Annotated in this window: 13 protein-coding genes and 1 pseudogene; 8 read left to right on the forward strand and 6 right to left on the reverse strand. The window is 65.8% G+C overall.

The window, feature by feature from the left end:
* Positions 1-14 precede the first annotated feature (14 nt).
* Together purN and purM are read right to left on the reverse strand one after the other, a co-directional pair.
* Complete coding sequence (gene purN, locus HZZ13_RS03105) at positions 15-668, reverse strand: phosphoribosylglycinamide formyltransferase (RefSeq protein ID WP_197958197.1); 654 nt, start codon at positions 666-668, stop codon at positions 15-17.
* Positions 668-1,741, reverse strand: coding sequence for a phosphoribosylformylglycinamidine cyclo-ligase (gene purM / locus HZZ13_RS03110; protein WP_197958198.1), 1,074 nt, complete (start codon positions 1,739-1,741; stop codon positions 668-670). The genes purN and purM overlap by 1 nt, the downstream gene beginning before the upstream one ends.
* Positions 1,742-1,897: 156 nt before the next feature.
* On the opposite strand from purM, the gene HZZ13_RS03115 reads away from it, so the two are divergent.
* From HZZ13_RS03115 to ppx, 4 genes are all read left to right on the forward strand, one after another.
* Positions 1,898-2,440, forward strand: a complete 543-nt coding sequence (locus tag HZZ13_RS03115; RefSeq protein ID WP_025035876.1) for a CDP-alcohol phosphatidyltransferase family protein — start codon at positions 1,898-1,900, stop codon at positions 2,438-2,440.
* A 92-nt stretch (positions 2,441-2,532) separates the two neighbouring features.
* Positions 2,533-3,210, forward strand: a complete 678-nt coding sequence (locus HZZ13_RS03120; RefSeq protein ID WP_197958199.1) for a P-loop NTPase family protein — start codon at positions 2,533-2,535, stop codon at positions 3,208-3,210.
* 144 nt (positions 3,211-3,354) lie between these two features.
* Positions 3,355-5,544 (forward strand): RNA degradosome polyphosphate kinase, encoded by a 2,190-nt coding sequence (locus tag HZZ13_RS03125; protein ID WP_197958508.1) that lies wholly within the window; start codon positions 3,355-3,357, stop codon positions 5,542-5,544.
* A gap of 15 nt (positions 5,545-5,559) precedes the next feature.
* Complete coding sequence (gene ppx, locus HZZ13_RS03130) at positions 5,560-7,062, forward strand: exopolyphosphatase (protein WP_197958200.1); 1,503 nt, start codon at positions 5,560-5,562, stop codon at positions 7,060-7,062.
* A gap of 65 nt (positions 7,063-7,127) precedes the next feature.
* Here the strand turns inward: ppx and HZZ13_RS03135 are convergent, their stop codons facing one another.
* Together HZZ13_RS03135 and ndk are read right to left on the reverse strand one after the other, a co-directional pair.
* Entirely contained in the window at positions 7,128-7,988 is an 861-nt protein-coding gene (locus HZZ13_RS03135; RefSeq protein WP_197958201.1) for a TerC family protein, read from the reverse strand.
* 39 nt (positions 7,989-8,027) lie between these two features.
* A complete protein-coding gene (gene ndk / locus HZZ13_RS03140) occupies positions 8,028-8,450 on the reverse strand; it encodes a nucleoside-diphosphate kinase (RefSeq protein ID WP_036000620.1) in 423 nt (140 codons plus the stop codon).
* 309 nt (positions 8,451-8,759) lie between these two features.
* On the opposite strand from ndk, the gene HZZ13_RS03145 reads away from it, so the two are divergent.
* The 3 genes from HZZ13_RS03145 (at position 8,760) to HZZ13_RS03155 (ending at position 11,307) form a co-directional block, all read left to right on the forward strand.
* Positions 8,760-9,014, forward strand: coding sequence for a sulfur globule protein precursor (locus tag HZZ13_RS03145; RefSeq protein WP_197958202.1), 255 nt, complete (start codon positions 8,760-8,762; stop codon positions 9,012-9,014).
* Between the two features lie 213 nt (positions 9,015-9,227).
* Positions 9,228-9,401, forward strand: a complete 174-nt coding sequence (locus tag HZZ13_RS03150; RefSeq protein ID WP_197958203.1) for a hypothetical protein — start codon at positions 9,228-9,230, stop codon at positions 9,399-9,401.
* Positions 9,402-9,447: 46 nt separating this feature from the next.
* Complete coding sequence (locus HZZ13_RS03155) at positions 9,448-11,307, forward strand: ABC-F family ATP-binding cassette domain-containing protein (protein WP_197958204.1); 1,860 nt, start codon at positions 9,448-9,450, stop codon at positions 11,305-11,307.
* A gap of 144 nt (positions 11,308-11,451) precedes the next feature.
* On the opposite strand, the gene HZZ13_RS03160 is transcribed toward HZZ13_RS03155, so the two are convergent.
* Positions 11,452-12,417 carry a tripartite tricarboxylate transporter substrate-binding protein gene (locus HZZ13_RS03160; RefSeq protein ID WP_197958205.1) on the reverse strand — a complete coding sequence of 322 codons (966 nt, stop codon included), beginning with the start codon at positions 12,415-12,417 and terminating at the stop codon, positions 11,452-11,454.
* Positions 12,418-12,575: 158 nt separating this feature from the next.
* The gene (locus HZZ13_RS03165; protein ID WP_197958206.1) at positions 12,576-13,046 is read right to left on the reverse strand and encodes a MarR family winged helix-turn-helix transcriptional regulator; all 471 of its coding nucleotides are present in this window, start codon (positions 13,044-13,046) and stop codon (positions 12,576-12,578) included.
* 151 nt (positions 13,047-13,197) lie between these two features.
* Between HZZ13_RS03165 and HZZ13_RS03170 the strand changes: the two are divergent.
* Positions 13,198-13,507, forward strand: a pseudogene (locus HZZ13_RS03170) (antibiotic biosynthesis monooxygenase family protein).
* The last annotated feature ends 9 nt before the right edge of the window (positions 13,508-13,516 follow it).

Genomic DNA, 13,516 nt, shown 5'->3' on the forward strand with positions numbered 1-13,516 from the left:
GCCCGAGACCGCCTTTACCCCACCACCGGCGCAATCAGAAAATTCTCCGATGCCGCGCTTCCCGCCGTCTTGCACACGTCGCCCTCGATGCGGACCTTGCCGGTCGCGAGCAGCCGCAGCGCCTCGGGATAGATGCGGTGCTCGAGCTCGAGGATGCGCTCGGACAGCGTCTCCGCGGTGTCGTGATCGCTGACGGGAACCGCGCCCTGCATCACGATCGGACCGGCATCGGTCTCGGGGATGACGAAGTGCACCGTCGCGCCGGACAGTTTGACGCCGGCGCGCAGAGCCTGGCCGTGCGGGTCGAGGCCGGGGAACGACGGCAGCAGCGAGGGATGGATGTTGAGCATCCGCCCGTACCAGGCCTTGGTGAACTCGGCCGTGAACAGGCGCATGAAGCCGCCGAGACAGATCAGCTCGATGCCGTGCTTGTCGAGCGCGGCCTGCAGCAGCTTCTCGAAACCGGCGCGGTCCTTGCCGAACGGCTTGCTCTCGATCACCTCGGTGGTCACGCCGCTCGCCCGTGCGCGTTCGAGGCCGGGCGCATCGGCCTTGTTCGAAATGACGAGCGCGATCTCCGCCGGGAAATCCGCGGCGGCGGCTGCCCTGATCAGCGCGGCCATGTTGGAGCCGCGTCCGGAAATCAGGATGGCGACGCGGCGCTTCATCACAGCGCCAGATCGAGGTGGCCGTTATAGTCGACGCGATGCTCGCCCCCGGCCGGAATCACGGTGCCGAGCTGCGCCACGGTCTCGCCGGCGTCGGTGAAGACCTCGATCACCTTGTCGACCTTGTCCGGCTCGACGATCGCGATCATGCCGATGCCGCAATTGAAGGTGCGCAGCATCTCGAGCTCGGCGATGCCGGCCTGCGCTGCCAGCCATTTGAACACCGGCAGCACCGGCACGCGTGCAAGGTCGATGCCGACGCCGAGGTGCTTCGGCAGGACGCGTGGGATGTTATCGGTGAAGCCGCCGCCGGTGATGTGGGCGAGCCCCTTCACCGCGCCGGTCTCGCGGATCGCGCGCAGGCAGGATTTGACGTAGAGCCTGGTCGGCGTCAGCAGCGCGCCGCCGAGCGTCATCACCGGCGCGAATGGCGCCTGCGCCGAGAAGCCGAGGCCGGACTGCTCGACGATCTTGCGCACCAGCGAGAAGCCGTTGGAATGCACGCCCGACGAGGCGAGACCGATCACGGCATCCCCGGCGGCGATGTCCTTGCGCGGCAACAACGTACCGCGCTCGGCGGCGCCGACGGCAAAGCCGCCGAGATCGTAGTCGCCGTCCTTGTAGAGTCCGGGCATCTCGGCGGTCTCCCCGCCGATCAAGGCGCAGCCGGATTCGCGGCATCCCTCGGCAACGCCTGCGACGATGGCGGCCGTGGCCTCGGGGTCGAGCTTGCCGCAGGCGAAATAGTCCAGGAAAAACAGCGGCTCGGCGCCCTGCACCACGAGGTCGTTGACGCTCATGGCGACGAGGTCGATGCCGATGCCGCCATGCAGGCCGGTCTCGATCGCGATCTTGACCTTGGTGCCGACGCCGTCGGTCGCGGCCACGAGGACCGGGTCCTTGAAGCCGGCCGCCTTGAGGTCGAACAGGCCGCCGAAGCCGCCGATCTCGGCATCCGCACCCGGCCGTGCGGTGGCGCGCACCATCGGCTTGATCAGGTCGACCAGGCGGTTGCCCGCGTCGATATCGACGCCTGAATCGGCGTAAGTGAGGCCGTTTTTGCGGTCGGTCATGCCCGATTTCCAGTGGGTTTGCGGCTGGTTACGTCGAATTCCGGGGACGCGCAATGGCTCGCATGGCGCTCCCCGCTATACTATGTAGACATATCAACCGGTTCAGCCCGCAACGGGCCGGATTTGAGGTCAGAACCGGTGCCGGGAAGCGCTTTCGTGAGTATTCCGAACATCATCACCTTGGGCCGCATCATGCTGGTCCCGATCATCGTCTGGGCCATCGTGTCGAGCCAAATGGAGGTGGCGTTCGCCGTATTCCTGATCGCCGGCATCAGCGATGCCGTGGACGGCTTCCTCGCCAAGCGCTTCAACATGACGAGCGAGCTCGGCGCCCTGCTCGATCCGCTCGCCGACAAGGCGCTGCTGGTCTCGATCTACATGGCGCTCGGCATCTGGGGCGCAATCCCGCGCTGGATCGTGATCCTGGTGGTGTCGCGCGACATCATGATCGTCGCCGCCGTGATCGTGTCCTGGCTGTTCGACCGTCCGGTCGAGATGAAGCCGTCGAAAGTGTCCAAGCTCAACACGGTGGCACAAGTGGCGTTCGCAGCCCTGGTGCTGGCGGCGCTTGCCTTCGGCTTCAAGCCCGCGCCTTATGATATCATCCTGATGGGTCTCGTCACGGTCTTCACGCTCTCCTCCGTGTCGCTCTATCTGGTCGAGTGGCTGCGGCACATGAGCACGATCGAGGCCAAATGAGAGTGGAAGCGGCCTCGTAAAGGCCATCTCCGCTCGATCAAGTCGAACTCTCTTCGAAACGGGCCGGCGCGCCGGCATGGAGCAAAGCAAGCGTGGCAGGCCGCGTTCATCCCCGACAATTGGCGTTTGCACTTCCGCATGCGGAGAGCCTCAGCCGGGACAACTTCCTCGAAGGCCCCGCCAATGCGGCCGGTCTCGGCCTGATCGACAGCTGGCCGGAATGGCCGAACCGGATCATGTGGCTGGCGGGCCCGGAAGGAAGCGGCAAGAGCCATCTCGCCGCGATCTGGACCGAAGAGGCTGGCGCCCGCTCGACCACCGCCAACGCGCTGACCGCGGCGGCCGTGCCCGGCGCGCTCGCCACCGGCGCGCTGGTGGTCGAGGATCTCAAGGCTGGGGATTTCGACGAGCGCGCCCTGTTTCACCTGATGAACCTCGCCCGTGAGGACGGCGCCTACGTCCTGTTCACCGGGCGCGAGGCGCCGGCCGCGCTTCAGATCGAGCTTCGCGACCTGCGCTCACGCCTGCGCGCCGTTCCGGTGGTCGCGCTGCTGCCTCCCGACGACCAGCTGTTCCGTGGCCTCATCGTCAAGTTCTGCGCCGACCGCCAGCTCAATGTGGACGAGAGCGTGGTCGGCTACCTCGCCACGCGCCTGGAACGGTCCTCGGCCGCCGCCCGGCGTGCCGTCGAGCTGCTCGACAGCGAAGCCCTGCGGCTCGGCCGTCCCGTCACCCGGGCGCTGGCCGCCGAGCTGCTCCGGGACACCTGAGCGGCTTGCGGGCCTCCCTGAGCCTGCTTGACGCGGCGCGGCGGCGGAACATCAATGTCATTGAAACGTCATCGCTCTAACACATGCTCCCGCCGATTTTGCGCTTGAGTCGCAATTGGGGTGAACTGGATGGACCGACTTCTGATGGACTCTGCGCAAGCTGTTGAAACCAAAGAGAAAGCCCCGGAAACCGAGAGCCTTCCGGCGATCGCGTCCAGCCCCGAGCGGTTTATCAACCGCGAGCTGTCCTGGCTGCATTTCAACCGCCGCGTCCTGGAGGAATCGGTCAATCCCAGCCACCCCGTGCTGGAGCGGGTGCGATTCCTGTCGATTTCGGCGAATAACCTCGACGAGTTCTTCATGGTCCGCGTTGCCGGCATCAAGGCGCAGGTGCGCGAGGGCATCGCCGAACGCAGCCCCGACGGCCTGACGCCGTCGGAGCAGCTCGCGCTGATCAACCGCACCGTCTCCCAGCTCGCCTCCGACCAGCAGGCGATCTGGCGCGACCTGCGCGTCACGCTGGCCGAGGTCGGCATCGTGCTGGTGGACGGCAAGGACATCACCAAGGCGGAACGGACCTGGATCGAGGACTACTTCCTCAATAACGTGTTCCCTCTCCTGACCCCGCTCGCGATCGATCCGGCCCACCCCTTCCCGTTCATTCCGAGCCTCGGCTTCACCATCGCGCTGCAGCTCACGCGCGCCGCCGACGGCAAGCAGATGAACGCGCTGATCCGCATGCCCGGCAAGATCGACCGCTTCATCCGCCTGCCGGCGGACGGCACGGTGCGCCTGATCTCGCTGGAGCAGGCCACCGCCCTGTTCATCAACCGCCTGTTCCCGGGCTACAATCTGCACGGCCAGGGCGCCTTCCGGATCATTCGCGACTCCGAACTTGAAATCGAGGAAGAGGCCGAAGACCTCGTCCGCCTGTTCGAGACCGCGCTGAAGCGCCGTCGCCGCGGATCGGTGATCCGGCTCGAGATCGACGCCAAGATGCCGGAGGAGCTGCGCAGCTTCGTGCAACACGCGCTCTCGGCTGCCGACGACGAGGTGTTCCTGGTCGACGGCGTACAGGCGATGAACGAGCTTTCGCAGCTCACCCGCCTCGACCGGCCCGACCTCGAATTTACCCCCTACGTGCCGCGTCATCCCGAGCGCGTACGCGAGCACGGCGGCGACATCTTTGCCGCGATCCGGCAGAAGGACCTGATCGTCCATCATCCCTATGAATCCTTCGACGTCGTGGTGCAGTTCCTGCAGCAGGCCGCGCGCGACCCCGACGTCGTCGCGATCAAGCAGACGCTCTACCGCACCTCCAACAATTCACCGATCGTGCGCGCGCTCGCAGAAGCCGCCGAAGCCGGCAAATCGGTCACCGCCTTGATCGAGCTGAAGGCACGGTTCGATGAGGAAGCCAACATCCGTTGGGCGCGCGATCTCGAACGCGCCGGCGTGCAGGTTGTCTACGGCTTCCTCGAACTGAAGACGCACGCAAAACTCTCGATGGTGGTGCGCCGCGAGGGCGGCAGCCTGACGACCTACGTCCATACCGGCACCGGCAACTATCACCCGGTCACCGCGCGCATCTACACCGACCTGTCCTACTTCACCTCTGACCCGACGATCGGCCGCGATGCCGCGCGCGTGTTCAATTTCATCACCGGCTATGCCGCGCCGAGCGACCTGGAAAAGATGGCGGTGTCGCCGCTGACCTTGCGCCAACGCATCATCGAGCACATCCAGGGCGAGACCGCACACGCGCGGCATGGCCGTCCCGGCGCGGTCTGGATGAAGATGAATGCGCTGGTCGACCCCGACATCATCGACGCGCTCTACGAGGCCTCGCAGGCCGGCGTCCAGGTCGAGCTCGTGGTGCGCGGCATCTGCTGCCTGAGGCCGGGCATTCCCGGCCTGTCGGAGAACATCCGCGTCAAGTCGATCATCGGCCGCTTCCTCGAACATGGCCGAATCTACTGCTTCGGCATGGGCCAGGGACTGCCGAGCGCGAAAGCGGCTGTGTATATCTCCTCCGCCGACATGATGCCGCGCAACCTCGACCGCCGCGTCGAGGTGCTGTGTCCGCTGCAAAATCCGACGGTGCATCAGCAGGTTCTCGAACAGATCATGGTGGCGAATCTGAAGGACAATGAGCAGAGCTGGCAGTTGTTGCCGGATGGGTCGTCAACGCGTATGAAGGCCGCGAAGGGCGAGGAGCCTTTCAACGTCCACAACTACTTCATGACGAATCCGAGTCTGTCTGGCCGTGGAAAGTCGCTCAAGGAATCCTCGCCGCGTCGTCTCACGCGCCGGAACGAACGTCATCAATCCTGATCGGGGATCTGCGACGTGAAGCGGCCGCGCAAGCGCGGCTCGAGCGTCGCGGTCATCGACATAGGCTCCAACTCGGTCCGCCTCGTCGTCTACGAGGCGCTGGCGCGCAGCCTGATCCCGATCTTCAACGAGAAGACGCTGTGCGGCCTCGGGCGCGAGGTGCAGAGCACGGGCCTGCTCGCGCCCGATGCCGTCGACAAGGCGCTGACCTCGCTGAAGCGCTTCCGTGCATTGTGCCGGGTGATGCAGGTCGGACGCGTGTTCGCGATCGCGACCGCCGCGTGCCGAGACGCCTCCAACGGTCCCGATTTCATTGCCAAGGCCGAGCGGATCTGCGCGGTGAAGATCGAGATCCTGTCGGGCCCGCGGGAAGCACGATTGTCGGCGCTCGGCGTGATCTCCGGCATCCACCATCCGGACGGCATCGTCGGCGATCTCGGCGGCGGCTCGCTCGAGCTGATCGAGGTGCGCAGGAACGCGGTGCGCAGCGGCGTGACGCTGCCGCTCGGCGGCCTCGCGCTGCAGGACCTCGCCCACAAATCGCTCAAGCGCGCCGACCGCATCGTGCGCGAGGAGATCGACGCGGTGCCGCAGCTGACCGCAGGCCGCGGCCGCACCTTCTACGCCGTCGGCGGCACCTGGCGCGCGCTTGCGCGCATTCACATCATCCAGAGCGGCTATTCGCTCCAGGTGATGCACGGCTATTCGATTCCGGCTGCTGAAGCGCTCGACTTCTCGCGCCGCCTGCGGCGCCTCGCCGCCGCCAACATGCTCGCCGACATCGAGATCGTCGCCGATGCGCGTCGTCCTCTCCTCACCTATGCGGCGCTCGTGCTCGAGCACATCATCCGCGTTGCAAGACCCAAGAGCATCGTGTTCTCCACCTTCGGTGTGCGCGAGGGCCTGCTGCACGAGAAGCTGTCCGAGACCGAACGCAACAAGGACGGGCTGATCTGCGCGGCCGAGGAGCTGAACCAGCTGCTGTCGCGCTCGGCCAGGCACGCGCGCGAGCTGATCGCCTGGACCGATCGCCTGGTGCGCGTGGTCAAGCTGCGCGAGACGGAAGAGGACCGCCGCCTCCGCCACACCGCATGCCTGCTCTCCGATATCGGCTGGCGCGTGCATCCCGATCATCGCGGCGAGCAGACGCTCAGCCTCGTCGTCAACGGCAATTTCGGCGCGATCACCCACACCGAACGCGCCTTCGTCGGCCTGTCGGTATTCTATCGTTATGCGGGTCTCAGCGAGGAAAACCAGCCGCCGGTGACGATGCAGGAGCTGCTGACGCCGGCCCAGCTCGAACGCGCGCGCCTGCTGGGCGCTGCGTTCCGCGTCGGGCATCTGATCTCGGCCGCACGTCCGGGCGTGCTGCCCGCCACGCATTTCCGCAGCCAGGGCCGCAAATTGATGCTGGTGTTCGAGCATCGGCTCGGCGACCTCGTCGCCGACCGCGTCGGCGGCCGCTTCCGCCAGCTCGCCCGCCTGATCGGCCGCTCGGGATCGATCGTGCGGCGCTGAACTTGGCACTGTGAGTGCCCACCTCTCCCAGCGGGAGAGCCGAGAAGCACAATTCTCGGAAAACTCTACTCCGCCGAAGCCTTGGCGTGGCGCTCCGAGGATTCGAGCGCGGCTTGGGTCAGGCTGCGCCGGCGCCAGATGGTGCCGACCACCAGCACGACGACGACGCCGAGCGCGGCGCAGAAATATTCGCCGCCGGCCCCGCCATGGCCGAATTGCGGCGGGATGCGCAATACCCCGAGCACGGCGTCGAGCGAGGCACCGAACGGCCCCTCGAACAGCGCATGCAGCCGCGGCGCGACGCCGGGATCGGTCGCGATCACCTCGCCCGCGATCCAGCCGAGCAGCGCCGCACCGGCCCAGACCAGCACCGGTAGCTTTGCGAGCAGTGCCATGATCAGCGCGGCGCCGGCAACGATCAGCGGCACGCTGATGGCAAGGCCGAGGATCAAGAGCGGCACGCTGCCATTGGCCGCGGCAGCGACCGCAATGACGTTGTCGAGACTCATGACGATGTCCGCGACCACGACGATCTGGATGGCCTGCCAAAGATGCGAGGCAGACTCGACGTCGTCCTCGTCCTCGTTTTCCGGCACCAGAAGCTTGGCCGCGATCACAATCAGCGCGAGGCCGCCGACCAGCTTGAGATACGGCAGCTCCATCAGGCTCGCGACGATGCCGGTGAAGATGATCCGCAGCATCACCGCCGCGCCCGCACCGAGGATCATGCCCCACAGCCGGTGCCGCGGCGAGAGACCGCGGCACGCCAGCGCGATCACCAGTGCGTTGTCGCCGGAGAGCAGGATGTTGATCCAGATGATCTTGCCGACCGCGATCCAGAAGGTCGGCGCAGCCATCTCGTTGCGGAACTGGGTGAAGAATGCCCCGATCGTCGCGGGATCGAAGATCTGCCAGAGCCAGTCCACTAATTGAGTCCTTTCGTCGCCTTTAACCTGCCGCCTGGATCAGCCTACGATCTCGTTGCCCGAGAAAAACTGCGCGATCTCGATCGCGGCAGTCTCCGGCGCATCCGAGCCGTGCACCGAGTTCTCGCCGATCGACTTGGCGTAGAGCTTGCGCACGGTGCCCTCGGCGGCCTTGGACGGATCGGTCGCGCCCATCACCTCGCGGTACTTGGCGATCGCGCCCTCGCCTTCCAGGACCTGAACCACGACCGGGCCGGAGGTCATGAACTCGACGAGCTCGCCGAAGAAGGGGCGCGCCTTGTGGACGGCATAGAAAGTCTCGGCCTGTTCCTTGGTCATGCGGATGCGCTTCTGCGCGACGATGCGCAGGCCCGCCTTCTCGATCACGGCGTTGACCGCGCCGGTCAGGTTACGCTCGGTCGCGTCGGGCTTGATGATCGAGAAAGTGCGTTCGATGGCCATAATGTCGTCCTTGGGAACAAAGCGGGTGGTTGCCGGGTTGCGGGGCTTATATCGGCGCCTTTGCCGGACGGCAAGCGACCGCCGACACGGCATCACAGGCGCTTCGCCGCAGGTGGCCGGGCGTCCGATTTGGATGACAACAATTTCACCCAGATGAACCCAATCTGAAACCGCCGTCAGGGTTCGGTTCAGCTTCGCCGGGTTAAGGTCGGGCCTATCGAAACCGAAGCCTGATGATCAGGCGGACCGTTTCGGCGGCCTTTCCATCGACGCGGATGCCCCCGCGCCGGCAGTTTTGAGGAGATCACCATGTTGAGGAAACTTTCGCTTGCCGCTGTCGCCGCGGTTGCGCTCGGTGCCGCTCTGGCCCCGACCTCGGCCTCCGCTCACTGGCATGGCGGCTGGGGCTGGCACGGCGGCGGCTGGCACCACGGCTACGGCTGGGGTGGCCCGCGCTTCTATGTCGGCGGCCCCGTCGCTTACGGTTACGGCGGCTGCTATGTGCGCCGGCTGGTCCCGACCCCCTGGGGACCCCGCTGGCGGCTGATCAACCGCTGCTACTGAATCCGTCAGCACCTTCCGAAGGCTACCTAAGCCCCCCAGGTACCTTCCAAGAGAAGCCCCGGCGCCCCCCTCGCCGGGGCTTTGCCTTGAGCGTACAAGGCGCCGCTCATACAATTTTTACGAGAATGCCCGGCTTTCCCCACAATCCGCGAAACCATTTGGCCGGCAATGACTTGGTACCGTGTCTTTACTTCGAGAACACGGAACCTTGCGATGGCTGGGCTATTTGCCAATGACAGCGAACAGATTGACCGGCGTACCAGCCGCGCGATTTGCGATGCTGTGGGCGAACGGCTGCAGCAGAGCCTCCGGCCCGAGCCGCGCCTGCCGACCCATCTCGAGCAGCTCCTGAACGAGCTGCGGCGGCGCGAGCGCGAGAGGCACTGACCGAAAAACGAGTTGCGTTCGACGCGCCTTGCGGTGACAAGGCCGCATGCTCGCCATCACCGACCTCTCCATCCGCCTCGCCGGACGCCTTTTGATTGACCAGAGTTCCGTGCAGATCACGCCGGGATCGCGCGTCGGCCTGGTCGGACGCAACGGCACCGGCAAGTCGACGCTGTTCAAGGTGATCCGCGGCGAGCTTGCGGCCGAGCACGGCTCGGTGAGCTTGCCGCCGCGCTGGCGCATCGGCAGCCTCGCGCAGGAAGCGCCGAACGGCCCCGAAAGCCTGATCTCGGTCGTGCTCAAGGCCGACCTCGAACGCGACGCGCTGCTGACCGAGGCCGAGCACGCGACTGATCCGCACCGCATCGCCGAGATCCAGACCCGCCTCGTCGACATCGACGCCCATTCTGCGCCGAGCCGCGCGGCGGCGATTCTCTCCGGCCTCGGCTTCTCCGCCGCCGATCAGCTCCGCCCCTGCGCCGAATTCTCCGGCGGCTGGCGCATGCGCGTCGCGCTCGCAGCGACGCTGTTCGCGGCGCCCGACCTTCTGCTGCTCGACGAGCCCACCAACTATCTCGATCTCGAAGGCACGCTGTGGCTGGAGGATCACCTTGCGCATTATCCGCGCACGGTGATCGTGATCAGCCACGACCGCGACCTCCTGGAAAGCTCGGTCGACCAGATCCTGCACCTCGAGCGCGGCAAGCTCACGCTCTACAAAGGCAGCTACTCCTCCTTCGAGGAGCAGCGCGCCGCGCGCGAGCTGCTCGATGCCAAGGCGGTCAAGCGCCAGGAGGCCGAACGCGCCCGCCTGCAGGCCTTCGTGGATCGCTTCAAGGCCAAGGCCTCGAAAGCCCGGCAGGCACAGTCGCGCGTCAAGATGCTGGAGCGGCTGAAGCCGATCACGGCGCTGGTCACCGAGGACGTGCGCGAGATCAGCTTTCCTGCGCCGGAGAAGATCCTGTCGCCGCCGATCATCGCGGTCGACAACGCTTCGGTCGGCTATGATCCGGCGAGCCCGGTGCTGGGCCGCGTCACCTTGCGCATCGACAACGACGACCGCATCGCGCTGCTCGGCGCCAACGGCAACGGCAAGTCGACGCTGGTGAAGCTGCTCGCCGGACGTCTGGCGCCGTTCTCGGGCAAGGTGACGCGCGCGGACAAGCTGTCGATCGCCTATTTCGCGCAGCACCAGCTCGACGAGCTCAACGAGGACGCCTCCGCCTACGACCACGTCCGCAAGCTGATGGGCGATGCGCCCGAAGCCAAGGTGCGCGCCCGCGCCGGCGCCATCGGCTTCTCCGGCAAGGCCGCCGACACTAAGGCCGGCAAATTGTCAGGCGGCGAAAAGGCGCGCCTGCTGCTGGGCCTTGCGACCTTCTTCGGCCCCAACATGATCATCCTGGACGAGCCGACCAACCATCTCGACATCGACAGCCGCGGCGCTTTGGCCGAAGCCATCAACGAGTTTCCCGGCGCGGTGATCATGGTCTCGCACGACCGCTATCTGATCGAGGCCTGCGCCGATCGGCTCTGGATCGTCGCCGATCGCACCGTCACCAATTACGACGGCGATCTCGACGAGTATCGCCGCCTCGTGCTGTCGACGCGCAACGCGGAAGCCCCGCGCGAGCGCAGTGCGCCGGCCGAGAAGCCGCAGCGTCCAAGAGCGGACAATCGCGGCTCGCTGAAGAAGCGCATCGCGGAAGCTGAGGCCGAGATCGCCCGCGTCAGCGAGATCATCGCCAAGATCGACACGGCGCTCGCTTTGCCCGACATTTTCACGCGCGATCCCAAGCAGGCGGCGCAATTGTCGAAGGCGCGCGCCAATGCCGCCGACGCGCTGGCGCGCGCGGAGGAGCAGTGGCTCGAGGCGAGCGCGCAGTTCGACGAGGCGGCGGGCTAGCGCCTCCACCAAAGAAGCCGCGCCAACAAAAAACGTGCAAAACAACCCCATGCACAGTACCGGCATGATAGCACCGGCGCACAAGCCTCTGAATTATCTACTCGTTGCCGGTTCGGTTGCAGTGCCCGCGTGGGCCGCAAAAGCTCAATCCGCGTATTGCCCGGCCGCCTTGATGATCGGCGCCCAGCGGTCGATCTCACTCGCGAGCATCGCACCCAACGCCTCCGGCGTCGCCTTGTCCTGCGGGACCGGCTCGGTGTTGATGTCGTTGAACCGGGCGATCAGCGCGGGATCCCTGAGCGCGGTCTGCAGCGCCGCGGTCAGCTTCTGAACGACCGCCGGCGGCGTGCCCTTGGGCGCATAGATGCCGTGCCAGACACCGAGCTCGAAGCCCTTGAGTCCGGCCTCATCGGCGGTCGGCAGATCGGGCAGGCTCTTCAGCCGCTCCCTGGTGGTGATCGCGTAAGCCTTGACCTGCTTGGCCGTGATCGGCCCGGTGGTGTTGGTCGCCTGATCGCAGGTGAGATCGATCTGCTTGCCGAGCAGATCGTTCATGATTGGGCCGTTGCCCTTGTAGGGCACCGTGGTGAGCTGCTTCTGGATCGCGGTCATGAACAGCATGCCGCACAGATGCGAGGCCGCACCCAGGCCGGCATTGGCGTAAGTCAGCTTGTCGCCCTGCTGCTGGGCGTAGGCGACCAGCTCCTTGAGCGTGTCGGCCGGGAAATCGGGACGCGCGATGATGGTCATCGGCGCGTTGGTCACGAGCCCGATCGGCGCAAAGGCCGTCTTGGTGTCGTAACTGAGATTGCGATACAGCGTCGCCGCCGTCGAGATGCCGACATGGTGGATCAGCAGTGTGTAGCCGTCCGGCTGGGCGCGGGCGGCGCGGGTCGTGCCGATGGTGCCGCCGGCGCCGGTCGCGTTCTCGACGATGATCTGCTGTCCCAGGGATTTCGCCATGCCGGCCGCAGTCAGGCGCGCGATGGTGTCGGTCGGCCCGCCCGCGGCAAATGGCACCAGCATGGTGATGGGCCTCGTCGGATAGTCCTGCGCGAGTGCCGCGCCAGACGACAAGAGCAGCGCCGATACGAGGGCAATGAACCGCATAGTTTCCTCCGGATTGTTGGCGCCATCAAAGCGCATTCCGGGGCGCGCGGCCATCACGAAAGCGACGTCGTCACGAACATTGCAGCGATCGAAGGCGCACCGATGCCGACCTCATCGCATTCGGTGTGACCGCGCGCGACTTTGCCACTCGCCCAAGCTTAAGTCTGAGCCTCGGCTTCGCTCTCGAGCTTCTTGCGGAGTGCCGCGACGATACGATGAACCGTTTGCAGATCCTTGGCCGCAAGCCCTTCGGAAAGGCTGTTGACCCAGGGCATCTGCAAAGCCATGGCGGCATCGAAAGCGCGCCGCCCCTTGTCGGTCAGGACGACGAGCTGCGCCCGGCGGTGGTGCGGATTGGCCTCGAAAGCAACCAGGCCTTCCGCATGGAGGTCGTTGACGATCCGCTGCACGTTCTGGCGATTGCCGCCCAGATCGCGGGCAAGCCAGGCCACCGGCTGGGGCCGCTCCGCCTGCACGATGGCGCCGAGAATCTGCCAGCGGGCGCTGGTGAGCCCGAGCCGGGCCACCAAGCGGTCCCCTGCGGTCAAGAGCAGGCTGTTCAGCCGGAACAAGTCAAGCATGAGGTTCTTCAGAGCATCGCCGGCCGGCGTTCGTTGGGATTTCCGCATCCGTCACCATGGATAGTTATTGACATCATGATGTCAAACTACTAGATTTCACATGGTACCATATTGACATCATAAAACCATCTCGACGGAGTTCGTCATGGCGCGCCTACGCCCACTGGACCCGGACTTTCCCATCGAGCGTTAGCTCGGCATCGACACCGGCCCCGTGGTGCTGGTGAATCTGTTCACGCTCGACGAGGCCGACGAACTTTCTCCAGATCTGGCAGGACGATGCCGCCTTCATGAAGCGGCAGCCGGGCTTCATCTCCACCCAGCTTCACCGCGCGATTGGCGAAAGCCCCACGTATCTGAACTATGCGGTTTGGCAGACCGTTGCCGACTTCCGGACCGCGTTCACACACCCCGAGTTCAGGTCGAAGATCTCGGCTTACCCCGCATCCGCGGTCGCCTCCCCCCACCTGTTCCAGAAAGTCGCGGTGCCCGGCATTTGCGTCGCGTAGCTCGCTTCG

Source organism: Bradyrhizobium agreste, assembly GCF_016031625.1.
In the GTDB taxonomy this organism is placed as follows: domain Bacteria; phylum Pseudomonadota; class Alphaproteobacteria; order Rhizobiales; family Xanthobacteraceae; genus Bradyrhizobium; species Bradyrhizobium agreste.